The organism is Streptomyces sp. S4.7, assembly GCF_010384365.1.
In the GTDB taxonomy this organism is placed as follows: Bacteria; Actinomycetota; Actinomycetes; order Streptomycetales; family Streptomycetaceae; genus Streptomyces.
This window is the reverse complement of sequence record NZ_CP048397.1, coordinates 793945-811454: the sequence shown is the minus strand read 5'-3', so window position 1 is coordinate 811454 and position 17510 is coordinate 793945. Positions and strand designations below refer to the sequence as shown.

The following is a 17510-nucleotide window of genomic DNA, read 5'->3' as shown; positions in this document are numbered from 1 at the left end:
AGTAAACGATGACCAGTCCGGTCGCCGTACCGGCGGACCGCGCCACCGTGAGCAGGGCCGCACCGCGTCCGGGGCTCGTCGGGGTGTCAGTTGCCATGTCCGGCCGCCGTTCGGATGGTCGAGCGCGCCGCCGCCGCACCTGGCGCCAGTCCATCGGGGGCCTGACGCGCGGCACACCGGGACGGTCGCGGGGGACGCGCACCCGCAGGGCATCCGGCTGGATGCGGCACCGGACCGGGGTCGGCAGTGTGAGAGCCTCGCCGTCCACGCCGGCGGGGATCGTGTCGGCGTCGGCGTCGACGATCACCTCCCGCGTGGTCAACTGGGTGAGAGCGCGCGCTCGGCGTCCGCGGAGCGTTCCCGCCGCCTGGGCCGCGCTGTCGACCTGGGCGCCGATCACACCGAGAACGCCGGAGTCCAGGACGTACCTCGTCAGCTCGCCCAGGTGGCCGGCGGTGAACGCATCGGCCACAGGAACCGATCCCTCCGGAGCGGGCTCGGTGAAATACTGGAACGGCAAGGGGACCTCTGAACCTTGAGATGTCTTGGCGGACTCCCGAGGTATACCAGGGGTCCCCTCGCCTTGTCTCGGGATCTTCAAAACCCTCTTGACCTGCGCCGACAGGCCTTAACTACGCGGCCTTGTACCGAACCCGGAACGGTTCAATGTCGCTGTCGGTGATGTTTCCGAAGACACCGCAGACCAGAACGAGGTCCGCGGGGGTCATGTCTCGGTACTGGTCGATGAGGGAGGCGTCGCCCGTCACTACCTCGACCTGGTCCAGCTTTGCCAGGCGAGCCGTCTCCGAAGCCGCGGCGGTGTTGCGGGCGTCCAATTCGACAAGCCGCGCCCGCACCTCGTGGCGGCGTGGATGATCGGACAGGACGTGGAGGAGGCCGCGACCGTCCCCGGCGCACAGGCTGATCACCTTCAGCGGCCCGGCCGGGGCATCGTCCAGGGCAGCCCGGGTCTGCGATTGAACGGTCCGCAGCCTCCGTTCCATCCAGGAGTCCGCTACGTCGTACTTGCCATGCCAGGCGTTCCAGTCCATTGCCGCACCCTACGACTGACCACGAGCCGCAGACGATCCAATTTCGATCACCGCAGGGGCAACCACTGCATTGGCCAACATGAGTCACAGCCCGTCAGGTCGCGGCGGTCACGTCCTCCGTCATCGGGACAACCGTCGAGCGGCCCCCACAGGTCTTGACGATTACTCGTGCGGGCTTGCCCGGTGGCCAGATGGCGGTAGAAGCCGGCGCGGGACACCCCGAGCACCCGGCAGATCCGCTTGACGCCGAAGTCGGCGCGGTTGTCGGAGATGAAGTCCCAGCGGCGAGGGCTCACTTCACCTCCCGAGCGAAATACGCGGCCGCCCGGCGAAGGATCTCGCGCTCGAGGTGCCACTCTTTCTCGGCGTTCAGCAGCCGGGCGTTCTCCGCCCGCAGCCGGGCCAGCTCCTCCGCCTCGCCACCCGTGTCACGGCGTCCGGGCACGGCTTGAGCCTCGTCCTTACGCACCCACGTCCGCAGCGACTCTGCGGTGATGCCGAGATCCGCGGCCACTGCCGCGTAGGTTCTCTTCCCGGCCGCGGCACGGTAGAGCGCGACCGCGTCCTTCCTGAACTCCTCCGGATACGGACACCTGCGTCCCACCTGGACATCCCTCCCTGGACCATCAAGATCCATTGTCAGGGTGTCCACTCCAAAGGATCAGCCTCACAGGCCGCCCTCCTCGGTGAGCTTGACAAGTGAGATGACGTCCAGAGTATCGGCGGGCACACGTGCCACGGGTCCGGGGCCGCCGTCCATGTGTGCGGGCGGCGGCCCCGGACGGAGTGTCCGTCTCTCGATCGGCTACTCCGCTGAACGCCGACCGGTGTAATGTCCCTCGGCCGTGGCCAGGTCGCCGTATCGGCGGTCATAGAGACGCTGGTTCACGTCGCGGGCAGCGGCGACGATCTCCGGGTAGGGACGGTCCGTGACGGAGACGAAGCCAATGTTGTAGTTCTCCCCGTCGAGTGCTCTGCCAGTCACGGGCGAGTCGGCATACTGGAACCAGTGGCCGCCCACCATGTACGGGTTGTCGATGAGCTGTTCCATGTACTCGGCGTACATCCGTGCCCGCTCGGCCTGCGTTCCCGCCGAGACGAGACCCGGATGCGGCTGCCCGGTAGTGGTCGTTCCCATGTGGAACTCACCGATGAGGCTGGGCTTGTCGAGCTCTTCGAGAAACGCCCACTCGCTCGGGTGCAGTCCCTCGCGGTACTCGTTGTAGCTCATGATGTCGACGTACTTGCTCGCTGCCTCGACGACCTCCGGTGTGCGGCCCCAGCTGGCGAACCTCGAACCCGCGTAGAGATGGTCCGGCATGACCTTGTCGAGCTCGGCGTCGACCGTCTTGAAGTACTGAGTGGCGTAGAGCGTCATGAGCGCGGAGTAGTCGGACTCCTTCGCGGTCTCGTCGGAGCCGAGGTCGGCACTGCCGCTACGGAGTGCTTCCCATGACGGAACTGTCGTCTGCCAGGCGGCGTTGAGAGCGTCGATGGTCCCGTACTTGTCCTCCAGTTCTTCGGAGAACGCCGACTTGGTGGGGCTCTCTGCCGCGTCACGTGACATGGTGTCGATGACGACGCCGTAACGGGTGCTGAAACTGCCGGCGTTGCCCCAGCTCAGTTCGTTGTCCATGAATACGCCGATCGCCCACGGGCTGTCCGCGACCTCGTCGGCGACTGCTCGCGCGGTTCTGGCTGCGGCGTCGGAGAACGCGGGGTCGAAAGGGTCCGGCATCGGGCCCCAGTAGTCCTGGCCGGTGCTCACCGTCTTGAAGTCGCCCTTGATCCAGCCGTGGGCGAAGTACGGGATTCGATCGTTGTCGTACATCTCCGGGTCGGTCCAGTTGCCGAAGGAGGTGAAGCCCCAGCTGAGCATCCGGTCGACCGTGTTGTCCCGCCACCGCTCCATGTAGTTGCTGCCGGGGTACTTCCGGGCGACGTTCGCCTTGTAGAAGCTGTAGGTCTCGCCCTGCGCGACGGGACCGGCCAGGGTGTCAGGGGCGTAACCGAAGCCCTCGCCTGCGCGGGTGCGGTACTTGGGCAACTTGCTGAAGAGGTCGGCGCGGGTTTCGGACATCTTCGTGCGGGTCGGCAGCGCCGACTTCTGGACGCGGTTGAGGTCCTCGGGGCCGCCGGCCGTCAGGCTGGGGGGCGGCAGTTCCTGGATCGCGTCGTGGTCGAAGTCGTAGCCCGTCGTGGTCGGGGAGTCGAACATGCGGGCGTTGTCGATGCCGGTCGAGAAGAACAGGTAGCCGTCAGGGTCCACCAGGGTCCACCGCCCCTGGTACTTCTCCACGCGGTAGTTGCCCGTCGCCTCGAGTCGTGGACCGTTCAGCCAGCCGCCGTACCTGGACCGGTCCTCCGGAACCGGATGCCTGCGAAGGTCCTTGGCTTCGGCAGCGCGCTGCCGAAGGATCTCCCACGTTCTGGAGACCTTCCCCTCGTAGTCGACCTTGCTGTTCTGACCGAGGGCGTCGACCAGGCCCTTGAGGTAACCGGGGTCTGCCGGCGCGTCACGGACGACGCGGATGTCGTCCACGATGACCGACCGGTCGTGCAGCAGGCCGGCGACGTAGAAGTTCAGCTGGCTGATGCGGCTCGTATCCGTCTCCTTGGAGCCCCACATCCAGACCGCAGAGGTGACGTCCTTGTCCGCGAGCCAGGACGGATCGGCGCGCAGCCCGGTGTCGCGGTGGAGCGCGGGGCTGTCGACGTCGAAGTAGTACGTGCCACCGCCGCCGGCCGGGACGTTGACACTGCGGGTGGCGACGCCGGTCGAGCTCTCCAGATCGATCGTGAGCTGGATGGAGCGGTTGCCCGGGTTCGTGAGCTCCATCGCGATGCCGAGCGACTCGGACTTCTCCGCCGACCAGTTCCACACGGGCTCGGGGCGTACGGAGAACGAGGAGTAGTAGTTCTTCCGGGCCTGGAAATCGACCCGGAGCTTCTTGTCGCCGCGACCGACGATTGTCGTCTTCGCCTGGTACGGGCCGACCTCGGTGGGTACCCGGCCGTCCTGGAAGTCGTAGAGCATCGTCTCGTCGCCGAGGTCATGAGCTCCGGCCGCGAAGGCCGGAGGGCTGGTGGTCGTCAGGACTGACCCGGCGCAGGCGGCCGCTATCAGGACAGGCCACCTCACGCGGAACGACCTGCTGGCTCGCGGCGGCGGAGTGGTGCAAGCGCGCTTGTGCACGGTCATGCCTCCCTCCATCTGGGAAGGTGAGCAGAGGACCGGCTCGCACGGTCTCTGCGCACGCTGCGCCTCGATCTACCGTGACCGAAGGGGCGCGGCCCGATGGTAAACCGGTTTTTTTATGCGGGGCAAGTATCTGCACCAGATTGCGTCCTGTGCTGCGTTCAACCATGTGACGGGACAAAAGCGCAGCTCAGAGAAGGGTTGACGGCTCGGTGGAGGGCAGGGCGAGCATCGGGGCGGGTGGAACAACGCCCTGTCCACACGGCTGCGACGACAAGATGAGCCCCGCCCGGAGGGGCCCGGACGCTCCGCCGGGGCCGCACCCGAGCGCCGGGCGGGTTGGGTGGGCCGGGTGGGTAGGACGTCCCCCGGCGGGGCCTCGCCGTCAGACAGCGTGCCGCACGTACACGGTCTTGCGCCGGAGGTACTTCTCATAGCCGTGCGGGCCGTCGTCGCCTCCGAGGCCGGAGCTCTTCCAGCCCGTGTGGAAGCCCTGCACCTGTTCGGGCCCGGCCTGGTTGACGTAGACCTCCCCGAATTCCAGGGCGTCGATCATGCGCATCGCCCGGGAGAGGTCTCGGGTGTAGACGTAGGCGGTCAGACCGTATGCGGTCGAATTGGCCGCGGAGACGACCTCGGCCTCGGCGTCGAACGGAATGATGGGCAGGACCGGCCCGAAAACCTCCCGCCGCGCTATGTCCATCTCGGGACGCACGCCCGTGAGCACCGTGGGCGCGAACCACGCGCCGGACTGGTACTGCTCCCCGTCGGGACGGCCGCCTCCGGTCCGGACGCGGGCACCGGACGCGACGGCCGCATCAACCATCCCCTGGACCCTGGTCCGTTCCCGCTCCGCCACGAGTGGGCCCAGTCGCGAGCCGGCCGCGAACGGATCGAGCGGGGTGACCGAGGCGAACCGGTCGACCACGCGGCGCACGAACTCGTCGTGCAGATCGGCGTGCACATAGGTCACCTCGTTGCACGTGCAGACCTGTCCCGTGTTCCAGAGCCGTGCGTCGGCAGCGGCCTCGACCGCGGCGTCCAGGTCCGCGTCCTCGAAGACGATGAACGGAGCCTTCCCGCCGAGCTCGAGGGAGACGGGGATGATCTGGTCGGCCACCTGGGCCAGAATCTCCCGGCCGCCGCGTGTCGAGCCCGTCATGGTGACCATCCCGACGCCTGGATGGGTGACGAGGGTCCGTCCGGTGTCCCTGCCCTCTCCGCACACGACGCTCAGCAGCCCGTCAGGCACCCCGGCCAGCCGGCAGAGCCGGGCCAGAGCGAGCGCGGAGAGGGGAGTGAGCTCCGACGGCTTCAGAACGACGGCGTTGCCGGCCATGAGCGCGGGAGCGACCTTGCGGGCGAAGATGGCGACCGGGAAGTTCCAGGGAAGGATCGCCGCCACCACGCCAATAGGTTCCTCACGCACGCCGAGCGACCGGCCCGGCTCACTCGCCATCATGGAGCCCACGGCCCGGTACTTCTGGCTGATCGCGAAGTCGAAGAAGGCGCACGCGCCCTCCGTCTCGTCACGGGCGTCGGAGAGAGGCTTGCCCTGCTCCACCGAGACGATCCGCGCCAGCTCATCGGCGTGCACCGCGATCGCGTCGCGCACAGCCTCCAGCACGGCCGCGCGCGCGACGTGACTGCGGCGCCCCCACTCGCGCTGCGCGGCCACCGCCGCCGTCACGGCCCGGTCCACCGTCGAGGAAGAGCTGCTGGGCACCTCGGCGACGAGTTCCCCGTTGGCGGGATTGATCACCGGAAGCGTGCCGTGCGAGGAGTCGAACTCGCATTCACCGGCGACGAAGGCCGCCGGTGCGCTGCCCAGCAGCCCCTTGCTGTCGAAGAGTTCGTGAGTCACGTCGTTCCTTCCCGCCGAGGACGCCTGAATCACGTCCGCGCGTCACAGATAACCGGTTTACCATACGGTGACACGCCTGGTCGACAACGGGCATCGGAGCACGCCACGATCCTCTGCCAGGCAAGATGCTCGTGGCAGCGGCGGTAGGAGAGGGGCACGGAATGACATCGGAGGCAGGGGCGGGCCAGGCGAAAGCGCTTCCGGCGCGAGCGCGGCTCGTCGACGTGGCGAAGCGCGCGGGGGTGACCAAGTCCGTCGTCTCACGGATCCTGAACGACGACACCACGCTCCGGATCAGGCCCGAGACGCGTGAGCGCGTCCTCGCCGTCGCCGCGGAACTCGGGTATCGGCCCAACGTCACGGCGCGCGCGCTGTCGGTGTCGCGGACCAGGGCGTTCGCGCTGCTCATCCCTGATCTGTCGAACTCCGTGTACGCCGCGGTCACCCGCGGAGCCTTCCGCAGGGCGCGTGACCACGGCTACGTGCTGCTCATCGCCGAGGACGCAGCAGGGGACGACGACGCGGCCTATGCGGAGCTGGTGACGGCCGGGCGGGTGGACGGTCTCCTCGTCGCGTCGTCCCGGCCGGAGCACCCCCTGGTCGAGCGCCTCCTCGCCGATCGCGGTGGGCTGGCGCACGTCTTTCTCAACCGGGAGGTCCAGGGGTCCAACCGTAACGTCGGCATGGATATGCGGGGGGCGAGCGCCCTGGTCGTCGACCACCTTCATGACAGGGGGCATCGGCGTATCGGAATGGTGACGGGTCCCCTGGACCTCGCTCCGGCCCGGTCCCGGCTGGACGGGTTCCAGGGCAGGCTGCGCGAGCTGGGCCTGGACGACACCGCCCACTTCGCCGGAACCTTCAGCGAGGCCGGCGGATGCGCGGCGGCACATGGACTGCTTGACGCGCGGCCGGAGCTGACCGCACTGTACGCCAGCACGTTCCCGCAGGCCGTCGGGGTGATGAAGGCGGTGCGTGACCGAGGGTGGAAGGTGCCCGACGACGTGTCGCTGATCGCGTACGACGACCTCCCCATGGCGGAGTTCCTCGATCCTCCCCTCACCACGCTCGCCATGCCGCTGGCGACGCTGGGAGCCGCGGCCGTCGACGCTCTCGTCGACCAGATAGAGGGCCGTGTGATCGGCAGCCGTCAGGTGCTGGGGGGGTACGAGATCGTGGAGCGGGCCTCGGTCGCCGTTCCGCGAGTCTGACGACCTCGAGGCGGTCGTGAGCTGATCGACGGGCGGCTGTCTCCCGCGGACCCGGGAGACAGCCGCCCGTCGACGTGTATGAGATCGAGGGTTGTGGGGTACGGGCCGCCACGCTACGGTGGAAAACCGGTTCTCCAGTGGGGGAACATCCCGATGCAACGACGCTCGAGGGAGATGTTCGATGACCAAGCCTGTTGTGCCCAGCGGTGTGTCCCGACGGGGATTCCTGGGCGGCTCACTAGGTGTGGCAGGGGCGGTGCTGTTGGCCGCGTGCTCTGGTGGCGGAAACTCGTCCCAAGGCTCCGGTGGCTCGAAGTTCGCGTTCTGGGACATGCCCTGGGGGTCCCCCGGGCCGGACTACCTCGCCGCGGGCAAGGAGATCTCCGCAGCGTTCTCGGGTGGCTCGGCGACATACCAGTCGATCAGCTGGGACGGGTGGCTTCAGACCTTCAGCTCGGCCATCGCCGCTGGGACCGGGCCGGCCATATCCACGGGCGGGGCGTTCCAGTCGTTGCAGTACTACGTCCAGGACGCGGTCCATCCGGCCGACGGGGTCATCGCGAAGCTGAGGTCCAAGGGGCAGCTGGACGACTTCCTGCCGGGCACGCTCGATGTGTTCAAGTACAAGGGCGCGTACACCGCACTGCCGTGGAACGTGGACTCGCGGCTGCTCTGGTACCGCAAGTCGCTGCTGGAGAAGGCCGGTGTGGAGGAGCCGCGCAGCTGGGACGACCTGTACCGGGTTGGTGTGGCGCTGAAGAAGAACGACGTGTACGGCATGGTCGCCTCGGGCGGTGCCGGGGGCAACGCCTACCAGACGTTCCTGTCGTTCGTGTTCAACAACGGTGGCGGCCTGTTCGACAAGGACGGCGAGCCGCAGTGCGTGACGGACGCGAACGTGGAGGCGGTGGAGTTCCTCATGAAGCTGGCCAAGGACGGAATCATGGACCCGGGCAGCGTGAGCTACACGGTGGCGAACCTGAACGACCAGTTCTCCTCGGGCGCCGCGGCGTTGTCGATCCTGCCACCGGACATCGCCAATTCCTTCGAAGACCCGCGGCTCAAGGCCGACATCACGTTGGGAAGCCCCCTGACCAGCCCGAACGGTACCAAGGGCACCATGGCGTACACGTCGGACCTGATCCTCTACACCGGTGACTGGGACACGGACGTGGTCGAGGACTTCGCGGTCTACTACCTCGACGCCATGTCGGCGTACTGGAAGAAGGGCGTCCTCAACAAGGTCCCGGTGCGCCAGAGCATCCTCGACCTGCCCGAGGTGCAGGCGCAGCCCAACCTGGTCAAGGCGACCAAGGAGTGGCTGCCCGTGGGCAAGTCCCTCACCCAGCTCGCCGGTGAGCCCTTCCCCGAGATCAACGCGGTCGACGGGGGACAGGCCATCACCCAGTGGGCCCAGCAGGTCATCCAGGCAAAGAGCAGTGGCGAGCAGACCCTTCGGACCTTGCAGGACGGCATCGAGAAGGTCATGTGACCCACGGGTCATCTGACGCACAGAAGGAGGCGTCCATGACGGACGTGTCGGTGCCGACGAGATCGGCGGCGAGGAAGGACAGGCCTCGGGGCCGAGAGAGGAAGGCCGAGAGCCGGCACCCCGGGAGCAAGAAGACGATGGCGGCGATGCTCGCCCCGTCGATCTTCCTGCTCATCGCTCTCAACGCCTATCCGCTCTTCTACGCGGTTTCCCAGTCGCTGCGTGACGGTGGGATCGCGGGGCCCGGGGAGTTCATCGGCCTGGAGAACTACACGACCGCCTTGCAGGACCCCGCGTTCTGGGAAGCCGTGCGCTTCACCCTCCTGTTCACGGTGGTCTCGGTGTTCGTGGCCTGGGTGATCGGCACGGCCCTCGCTCTCGTGCTGCGCCGGTCCTTCCCCGGCAGATCGGTGTTCCGGGTGCTGCTCCTGCTGCCCTGGGTGGTCCCGGTGGTTGTCAGCACGACGAGCTGGAACTTCCTGGTCGCGACGCCGTCCAGCCCGGTGCCCACGCTCCTGCGTGAGCTCGGGTTCGGTGACGTCCAGATCCTGGCCAACCCCGGTTCGGCGATGGCGATCGTGATCATCTTCAAGATCTGGGGGACGGTCCCCTTCATGATGATGATGATGAGTTCCGCGCTGCAGGCGGTGGACCCCAGTGTCGAGGAAGCCTGCCGGCTCGACGGGGCCAGTCGTTGGCAACGCATCCGGCACGTCATCCTGCCGATCATGTCGAAGCCCGTCTACATCGCGTGGGTACTCGCCTCGATCTTCACGATCAACGACTTCCCCTCCGTCTTCCTGCTGACCGGGGGAGGACCCGTCGGGTCGACCTCGACGCTGGTCGTGTTCGCCTACCGGCTCGTGTTCCAGGACTTCCGCACCGGTTACGGCGTCGCGGTCGCCTTCCTCATCACCACCGCCCTGATCGCCATGTCCATCTACTTCTTCCGTCGCATCAACCGTGCGTCGGCGAACGGCTGAGGGCGGTACAGATGACCACTCCAGTACATTCCGCCCTCCGGGCCGGCACAGCCACCCCCGCCGCCGACCGCATCACGCGCAAGCAGCGGCGGGAATCCGCTGCCGGGTGGGCCAAGACAGCGGTCATGTCCGTCGTCACACTCGTGGCCCTGGCACCCATCATCATGATCCTGGTCCTGTCGGTCCGCTCGGGACAGACCGCCTCCGGGACGTACTCGTGGAACTTCTCGAACTACGTCGAGATCTTCTCCAAGACTCCTGTCCTCGACTACCTCTACAACAGCCTTGCCGTCACCCTGGGGACGACCGTGTTCGCGGTCGTGATCGGGGCGCTGGCGGGCTATCCGATGTCGAGACTGCGCAACAGGTTCATCGGCGGCTACACGCTCTCGCTCTTCGTCGTCCAGAGCCTGCCCGTCATCGTCTTCGTCATCCCGCTCTTCGTTGTCTTCGCGAAGATCGGAATGGCGGACACGCTCAGCGGTGTGGCCGTCATCTTCATCGCCGGCAGCATGGCCGTCACGTGCTGGATGATGGCTGCCTACTACGACTCCATCCCCGTCGAGCTGGAGGAGGCCGCCTGGGTCGACGGGGCCTCCCTGTGGGGAGGATTCGTCCGTGTGGTGCTGCGCAACTCGTACCCGGGCATTCTCTCGGCGGCGATCTTCAGCTTCCTCGTCGCGTGGAACGACTACCTGGTCGCCACCGTCTTCCTGAGGTCGCAGAGCAACTTCACGCTGCCGATCGGGCTCCAGACCTACTTCCAGCAGAACGCCACCGACTGGGGGCCCGTGATGGCGATGTCGGTCGTCATGCTGCTGCCGCCGGTGATCGTGTTCGCCGTGCTCAACCGCTTCTTCTCCATCGGAGGGATCGGCGGAGCGATCAAGTGACCACCCCCCATGAGGAGTACGAGCGCATGACCATGCCCGCAGAGAGCGCGGCGACCGTTCGAGGCAGGCGGTACCCGGCTGATCCCGAGTGGTTCTGCGACTTCCGGACCTTCCCTGTCCAGGGACTCGGTCCAGAGGTAGGCGTACACCGCCGGGACCCGAGCTCCGTCCTCACGGTCGACGGGCGGTACCACGTCTGGTACACCCGCTCGACCGGGGAGACCGACGGCTTCGGAACCGGCGACCCGATGGCCAAGGTCTTTCCCTGGGACTGGTCCGAGATCTGGCATGCGACGTCCGACGACGGCGCCACCTGGGTCGAGCAGGGGCGTGCCCTCGGCAGGGGCGAGCCAGGCAGCTACGACGACCGGAGCGTGTTCACCCCGGAGGTCCTGGAGCACCAAGGCTGGTTCTACCTCGTCTACCAGGTGATCCGGTCGCCCTACGCGCTACGGAGCTTCGAGTCGATCGCGATGGCGAAGGCACCGAGCCCGGACGGTCCGTGGGTCAGGTCCCCCCGGCCGATTCTCCGACCCCAGGCGGACGGTGAGTGGGCGGGAGAGGAGGACAACCGGCTGAGCGTCGTCTCCCAGGGGTCCTTCGACAGCCACAAGGTGCACGACCCGATCCTTGTCCCGTTCCAAGGCAGATTCTTCCTCTACTACAAGGGCGAGCAGATGGGGGAAGGGTTCTCCGCCGGCGGACGCACGACCCGGTGGGGCCTGGTGATCGCCGACGACATCGAGGGACCGTACCACCGATGTCCGGCCAACCCCGTGACGAACAGCGGACACGAGACCTGCGTCTGGCGATACGGCGACGGCATCGCCGCGATGCTCACCACCGACGGACCGGAACGCAACACGATCCAGTTCGCGCCCGACGGGATCAACTTCGAGATCATGGCCCACATCGCGAACCCACCCGTCGCCGCCGGTCCCCTCAGGCTCCCCGACCACGCCGTCGCGCCACTGGACGGGGTTCGCTGGGGATTGTGCCACGACGTCACGGCATCGTGGCACTACATCCAGGGGTTCGCGGCCGACGAGAGACAGAAGATGTTCTACACCCGCGGCCTGAGCCCCGAGACGGCGGAATCGACGGCGGTCGACGTGCTTCCCGCTCCGCACGAAAAGTGACCTCAGCTCCCTGCCGTGAGGCCGGGTCAGACGCACACCTCAGAGAGAGACGGTACAAGGCATGATCGAACGGGTATGCACCGACCTCTATCGCATACCGCTCCCGACCAGGCTCACCGACTCGACGCACGGCGCCATGATGGACTTCGAGCTCATCACCGTGCGGATCGAGGACAGCGACGGGGCGACAGGTCTGGGCTACACCTACACGGTCAACCATGGTGGGGCGGCCGTGGCGACGATGGTGGACAAGGACCTGAGGGGCTGCCTGCTCGGTGCCGACGCCGAGCAGATCGAGAAGATATGGCAGTCGATGTGGTGGCGGCTGCACTACGCCGGCCGCGGGGGGCACGCCACATCGGCGATCTCGGCCGTCGACATCGCCCTGTGGGACCTGAAGGGAATCCGGGCACGGACGCCGCTGTGGAAGCTGTTCGGGGGGTACGACCCTGTCGTGCCCGTGTATGCCGGCGGCATCGACCTGGAACTGCCGGTCGCCGATCTGAAGACGCAGGCGGACCGTTTCCTGGCCGGGGGATTCCGGGCCATCAAGATGAAGGTGGGCCGCCCGGACCTCAAGGAGGACGTCGACCGGGTGTCGGCGTTGCGTGAGCACCTCGGCGACTCCTTCCCGCTGATGGTCGACGCCAACATGAAGTGGACGGTCGACGGCGCGATCCGCGCGGCTCGGGCGCTCGCGCCCTTCGACCTGCACTGGATCGAGGAGCCGACGATTCCCGACGACCTCGTCGGCAACGCCCGGATCGTTCGGGAAAGCGGTCACACCATCGCGGGCGGCGAAAACCTCCACACCCTGTACGACTTCCACAACGCTGTCCGCGCCGGCTCCCTGACGCTTCCCGAGCCGGACGTCAGCAACATCGGCGGGTACACGACGTTCAGGAAGGTCGCCGCACTGGCGGAGGCGAACAACATGCTGCTGACGTCGCACGGCGTGCACGACCTCACGGTGCATGCGCTCGCCTCGGTCCCCCACCGGACCTACATGGAGGCACACGGCTTCGGCCTGCACGCCTACATGGCCGAGCCGATGGCCGTCACGGACGGATGCGTCTCCGCTCCCGACCGCCCCGGGCACGGCGTGGTGCTGGACTTCGAGCGCCTCGGCCGGCTGGCGGTGGGGTGACCGGTCGCCCGGCCTGCGGCTGACCCAGTCGGCACCGTCGGCGGATCACCGACCCACGGCCGGTATGACGATGAGCGGGCGGTGGCCGGGACCGGCCGCCTCCTCCCCCCCGTGACGTCCCATGACGTAAGGAATCGACGTGCTCCCCATCATCGGTGCTCTCCGCCCGTGGGCGGACCCTACGATGACATCCCTGCTCCGACTCCCGATGCGCGCGCGTCCCGCCGCCGAGGGGGACCGCCGGCTGTCGCTGGACGGCACCTGGTCCTTCCGGCTGTTCCCCTCTCCCGACCAGGTGCCTGCCGATGCCGTGAGAGGAGAGCGGGCGCCCGGGCAATGGCAATCGGTCGACGTGCCCGGTAGCTGGCCGGTCCAGGTGGCCGACGACATTCCGCACTACACGAACATCCAGATGCCGTTCGCCGAGCCTCCGCCGCGGCTCCCGTCGCGCAACCCCACAGGTGTGTACCGCACGGGCTTCGACGTCCCGTCCCACTGGGAGGGCCAACGGCTGCTGCTGCACGTGGGTGGGACTGACAGTGTGCATGCCGTCTACCTCAACGGCGTGTTCGTCGGATACGGCACCGACGCCCGTCTCGGGAGCGAGTACGACGTGACCGAAGCGGCCCGCGTGGGGAGGAACCAGCTTGCCGTGGTCGTCGTGAGGTACTCGGCGCACAGCTTCCTCGAGGACCAGGACGGATGGTGGCTCGCCGGTCTCCACCGCGGTGTGCGTGTCGAGGCCCGCCCGCCTGTCGGACTCGTCGACCTGGATGCCCGGGCGGACCTCGATCCCCGCTCTGGTGAAGGATCGCTCGATGTCCGCGCCACGGTCGACTTCGGCGAGAGCACGGCGGCGGAGGGATATCGCGTCCGGGTTTCGCTGTCGGGCCGCGACGGTGCGGGAGTGGCGGGGCCTCAGGACGCTCCGGTTCCCCATGCGGTCAACAACACCTACGAGTTCTCCGGGCACATCGCCCGGCTGCACTGGGACGGGCTTCGGATCCTCCCCTGGTCGGCGGAGACGCCGACGCTCTACGAAGTCGCAGCGGAGCTCATCGACCCGGCCGGAGACGTGGTCGACGCGACCCGGGTACGCGTGGGTTTCCGACGCGTCGAGATCGACGGGCCGGACTTCCTCGTGAACGGCCGACGTGTATGGATCTTCGGGGTCAACCGGCACGACCACCACCCCGACACCGGTGCCGCGGTCACCGCGGAGGACATGCGTGCCGACCTGGCGGCCATGCGCCGGATGAACATCAATGCCATCCGCACATCCCACTATCCGAACGATCCCGCCTTCTACGACCTCTGCGACGAACTGGGCTTCTACGTCGTCGACGAGGCCAACATCGAGTCGCACGCGTTCAACTGGTACCTCTGCGGCGACCCGCGGTACCGCGCGACCTGGCTGGAGCGCGGGGCCCGCATGGTGGCGCGTGACCGCAACCATCCCTGCGTGGTCCAGTGGAGTCTGGGCAACGAGAGCGGGTACGGCGTCAACCACGACGCTCTCGCGGGGTGGATCCGCCGCGCCGACCGCTCGCGTCCGCTCCACTACGAGGACGCCATCCGGAACTCCGGGTGGACCGACGGGGGCCGTCACGCCACGGACGTCGTCTGCCCGATGTATCCCGGCATCGAGGAGATCCGGGCCTACGGGGAGCAGGTGGCCGCCGGGGCGGCGGACCGCCCCTTGATCATGTGCGAGTACTCGCACGCCATGGGTAACAGCAACGGCTCACTGGCCGACTACTGGGACGTCATCACCTCCACGCCCGGACTCCAGGGCGGCTTCATCTGGGAGTGGAAGGACCACGGCCTGCGACAGCGGCTCCCCGACGGAACCACCCGCCTCGCGTACGGTGGGCAGTTCGGCGACGCGCCCCACGACGCGAACTTCGTCGCGGACGGCCTGGTTTCCGCCGATGTCGAGCCTCACCCCGGAACGGCCGAAGTCGCCTGGGTGTACCGGCCTGTGACCACTGAGTACGTGGACGGCGGGTTGTACGTGACCAACCGACGTCGTTTCGCCGGCACGGGAAACCTCGCGGCAGGCTGGGAACTCCTTCTGGACGGCGCTCCGTCGGCCTCCGGCACGCTCGACGTCCCCGACATCGCGCCCGGTGGGAGCGTGGCCGTGCCGCTGCCCGCGGACGCGGCGCGCGCGGGCGCCGCGCAAGCCCTGCTGACCATTACGTGGCGGACCCGAACAGAGTCGTGGTTCGCACCGGCGGGGCATCCCGTCGCGTGGGACCAGCTCGCTCTGCGGGACGGAAGAACCGCCCCCGGCCCGCCGGTGAACGGGGCTGTCGCGGTGCCGGGCGAGACGGCGGACGACCCGGTGCCCAACGTGTGGCGCGCTGCGACGGACAACGATGGGCTCAAGCTGATGGAGCACATCGTCCGTGTGAGAGAGATGGGATCACGCACCCTTATCCGCTGGAGGGACGCCGGTCTGGACACGCGGCCCGCGCACGAGATCGTGGACCACACCGTCTCCGTGTCCAGGAGCGCGAGCGGTGCGGATTACCGTCACCGGTTCGAGGTGCCCGACGAGGCGGCGGACCTGCCGCGTGTCGGCGTGCTGTTCCGAGTGGACCCCCGATTCGACCGGTTCGTCTGGTTCGGGCGGGGCCCGCACGAGAACTACCCGGACCGGAACCGGTCGGCGATGTTGGGCCGCTGGTCGTCGCATGTGGAACCCTCTCCCTACCTCGTGCCGCAGGAATTCGGGCTGCGCACCGGGACACTCTGGCTTGAGCTGATCGACGACGATCGCGGCGACCGCCTTCGGCTGACCTCGCTCGGTGGTGACTTCTGCTGGTCGGCGACGCGGTATGCGCCTCAGGCGCTGTTCGCCGCCGAGAACGCCAGTGATCTGCGCGAGGACGGCCGACTGGTCGTGTGCCTGGATGCGGCGCACAGGGGGGTCGGGACCGGGGCATGCGGGCCCGACGTCCTCCCGGAGTACCGGATCGGACCGGGACGATACGAGCTGGCCTACCGGATGGAACTGGTCCCCGCGGTGCAGGGGGTGGCGGGGGCGCCGCCGCACCCCCAGGACTCATCGCGTGCCGCATCGGGTGGCGGTAGTCAGTGCAAGGACCGTCATGTAGGGTGAAAAACCGGTTTATCTACCTGGGTTGCGGTGACTGGCGCGACCTGGTCGACAGGCGGACGTAGGGGCCGTGGCCGAAGACGGGCGGGTCGTTCGACTGCGGCGAAGTGGTCCAGCCGGCTGCCGACGACAGTCAAGACGCCTGAACCGCCACCTAGGCCGCCGTCGGCGCGGTTCGGACCGCTTCGCCGCCGGTACCGGGTGTTCGCGAGTACGGCGCCTGGCGAACTGAACAAGCCGTAGCAGACGCTCTGCACCGCGGAGGAAGGCGTCCCACCGAGCGATCGCCGGTGGGAGGGAGTCACGCGGGGCGTCAGGGCGGTGTTCCGTCGAGCACCATCACACATCACACAGAGCCTGGAGAGTGATCCGCCTGATGACGGCTATGAGAACGACAGGCGGTGGCCCGCTGGTGGCCATCACGGAGTGCGACCATGATTCCTTCGACATAGAACGAGACGTAGTCGCCTCCGCAGGGGGGCAACTCCTCGTCACCCAGTCCCGGGACGCCGACGCTCTGGTGGTCAATTGTGCCGGCGCCGACGCGATCGTGGTGCAGTACGCGGCGATCACGGCGCAGGTGATGGACCGTCTCCCACGCCTCAAGGTGATCGGGCGCTACGGCGTCGGTGTCGACTCGGTGGACGTGGAGGCGGCGACGCGGCGTGGCATTCTCGTGTGCAACGTGCCCGACTACGGCACGGAGGCGGTATCGGACCACGCGATAGGGCTTGCCCTGTCCGTCGCGCGGGGCATCCCCCGGCTCGACCGGGGCGTGCGCGCCGGCTCGTTCGACCTCCCTGCGGTGCGTCCCCTGTACCAAGTGGGCCAACGAGTCTTCGGAGTCGTCGGGATGGGCCTTATCGGCGCGGCCACCGCACGCAAGGCGGCAGGCCTCGGCTATGAAGTCATCGTTTATGACAGTGCCGCAGACCCGGACTCGCAGACGTTCCGCGGTTTTCGCTCCGTCGGCCTCGACGAGCTGCTCGAGCGGGCACAGGTCGTCTCCGTGCATACGCCCCTCACGGAGCAGACGCGCGGTCTGCTGGGCGCCGACGCGTTCGCGCGGATGCGTTCCGACGCGATCGTTGTCAACACGAGCCGAGGCGGGGTGATCGATACGGGTGCTCTCGTCGACGCCCTCGAGCGCGGCGCCGTCGCAGGAGCGGGCATCGACGTCCACGAGATCGAGCCGGTCCCGCGGGATCACCCGCTGACGTCGTTCGACAACGTCGTACTCACGCCGCATCTCGCCTGGTACAGCGAGGAGTCCTACGCCGAGCTCAAGAGGCGCACCGTGGAGAATGTCGTCGACGCCTGCGCTGGGCGCATGCCCCGGGGCGTGGTGAATCCCGAGGCACTGCCGGCGGCTGCGCAGCGGTCGGAGGCCCGGCGATGACGGGCGG

11 protein-coding genes and 2 pseudogenes are annotated in these 17510 nt (G+C 67.9%); 8 read left to right on the top strand and 5 right to left on the bottom strand.

The annotated features are described in order from the left end of the window. Positions 1-130: 130 nt before the first annotated feature. The 5 genes and pseudogenes from SSPS47_RS35165 to SSPS47_RS03540 all read right to left on the bottom strand — a co-directional run. Positions 131-421 (bottom strand): annotated as a pseudogene (locus SSPS47_RS35165) (diacylglycerol kinase); the annotation flags it as partial. 211 nt (positions 422-632) lie between these two features. Further along, complete coding sequence (locus SSPS47_RS03555; protein WP_203557774.1) at positions 633-1052, bottom strand: class I SAM-dependent methyltransferase; 420 nt, start codon at positions 1050-1052, stop codon at positions 633-635. 170 nt (positions 1053-1222) lie between these two features. After that, positions 1223-1656: pseudogene (locus SSPS47_RS03550) on the bottom strand (transposase); the annotation flags it as partial. 201 nt (positions 1657-1857) lie between these two features. After that, positions 1858-4194 carry a beta-galactosidase gene (locus SSPS47_RS03545; protein WP_239064760.1) on the bottom strand — a complete coding sequence of 779 codons (2337 nt, stop codon included), beginning with the start codon at positions 4192-4194 and terminating at the stop codon, positions 1858-1860. A gap of 442 nt (positions 4195-4636) precedes the next feature. After that, entirely contained in the window at positions 4637-6115 is a 1479-nt protein-coding gene (locus tag SSPS47_RS03540; RefSeq protein ID WP_164248662.1) for an aldehyde dehydrogenase, read from the bottom strand. A gap of 161 nt (positions 6116-6276) precedes the next feature. On the opposite strand from SSPS47_RS03540, the gene SSPS47_RS03535 reads away from it, so the two are divergent. From SSPS47_RS03535 to SSPS47_RS03500, 8 genes are all read left to right on the top strand, one after another. Beyond that, a complete protein-coding gene (locus SSPS47_RS03535) occupies positions 6277-7326 on the top strand; it encodes a LacI family DNA-binding transcriptional regulator (RefSeq protein WP_164248660.1) in 1050 nt (349 codons plus the stop codon). 181 nt (positions 7327-7507) lie between these two features. Beyond that, positions 7508-8818: an extracellular solute-binding protein gene (locus SSPS47_RS03530; RefSeq protein WP_011029023.1), complete on the top strand. Its 1311-nt coding sequence runs from the start codon at positions 7508-7510 to the stop codon at positions 8816-8818. Positions 8819-8853: 35 nt separating this feature from the next. After that, positions 8854-9801 (top strand): sugar ABC transporter permease, encoded by a 948-nt coding sequence (locus SSPS47_RS03525; protein ID WP_164248658.1) that lies wholly within the window; start codon positions 8854-8856, stop codon positions 9799-9801. 11 nt (positions 9802-9812) lie between these two features. Continuing rightward, positions 9813-10694: a carbohydrate ABC transporter permease gene (locus SSPS47_RS03520; RefSeq protein WP_103546196.1), complete on the top strand. Its 882-nt coding sequence runs from the start codon at positions 9813-9815 to the stop codon at positions 10692-10694. Further along, positions 10691-11833 carry a glycosyl hydrolase gene (locus SSPS47_RS03515; protein ID WP_239064759.1) on the top strand — a complete coding sequence of 381 codons (1143 nt, stop codon included), beginning with the start codon at positions 10691-10693 and terminating at the stop codon, positions 11831-11833. Before SSPS47_RS03520 ends, SSPS47_RS03515 begins: the two co-directional genes overlap by 4 nt. Before the next feature lie 61 nt (positions 11834-11894). Next, a complete protein-coding gene (locus tag SSPS47_RS03510) occupies positions 11895-12980 on the top strand; it encodes a mandelate racemase/muconate lactonizing enzyme family protein (protein WP_103546195.1) in 1086 nt (361 codons plus the stop codon). 184 nt (positions 12981-13164) lie between these two features. Next, the gene (locus SSPS47_RS03505) at positions 13165-16107 is read left to right on the top strand and encodes a glycoside hydrolase family 2 TIM barrel-domain containing protein (RefSeq protein WP_239064758.1); all 2943 of its coding nucleotides are present in this window, start codon (positions 13165-13167) and stop codon (positions 16105-16107) included. Positions 16108-16516: 409 nt separating this feature from the next. Beyond that, complete coding sequence (locus SSPS47_RS03500) at positions 16517-17503, top strand: C-terminal binding protein (RefSeq protein ID WP_239064757.1); 987 nt, start codon at positions 16517-16519, stop codon at positions 17501-17503. The last annotated feature ends 7 nt before the right edge of the window (positions 17504-17510 follow it).

Coding starts and splice junctions, on each gene's coding strand:
- SSPS47_RS03555 (WP_203557774.1), bottom strand. CDS start 1,052: ATGGACTGGAACGCCTGGCATGGCAAGTACGACGTAGCGGACTCCTGG.
- SSPS47_RS03535 (WP_164248660.1), top strand. CDS start 6,277: ATGACATCGGAGGCAGGGGCGGGCCAGGCGAAAGCGCTTCCGGCGCGA.
- SSPS47_RS03530 (WP_011029023.1), top strand. CDS start 7,508: ATGACCAAGCCTGTTGTGCCCAGCGGTGTGTCCCGACGGGGATTCCTG.
- SSPS47_RS03525 (WP_164248658.1), top strand. CDS start 8,854: ATGACGGACGTGTCGGTGCCGACGAGATCGGCGGCGAGGAAGGACAGG.
- SSPS47_RS03520 (WP_103546196.1), top strand. CDS start 9,813: ATGACCACTCCAGTACATTCCGCCCTCCGGGCCGGCACAGCCACCCCC.
- SSPS47_RS03510 (WP_103546195.1), top strand. CDS start 11,895: ATGATCGAACGGGTATGCACCGACCTCTATCGCATACCGCTCCCGACC.
- SSPS47_RS03505 (WP_239064758.1), top strand. CDS start 13,165: ATGACATCCCTGCTCCGACTCCCGATGCGCGCGCGTCCCGCCGCCGAG.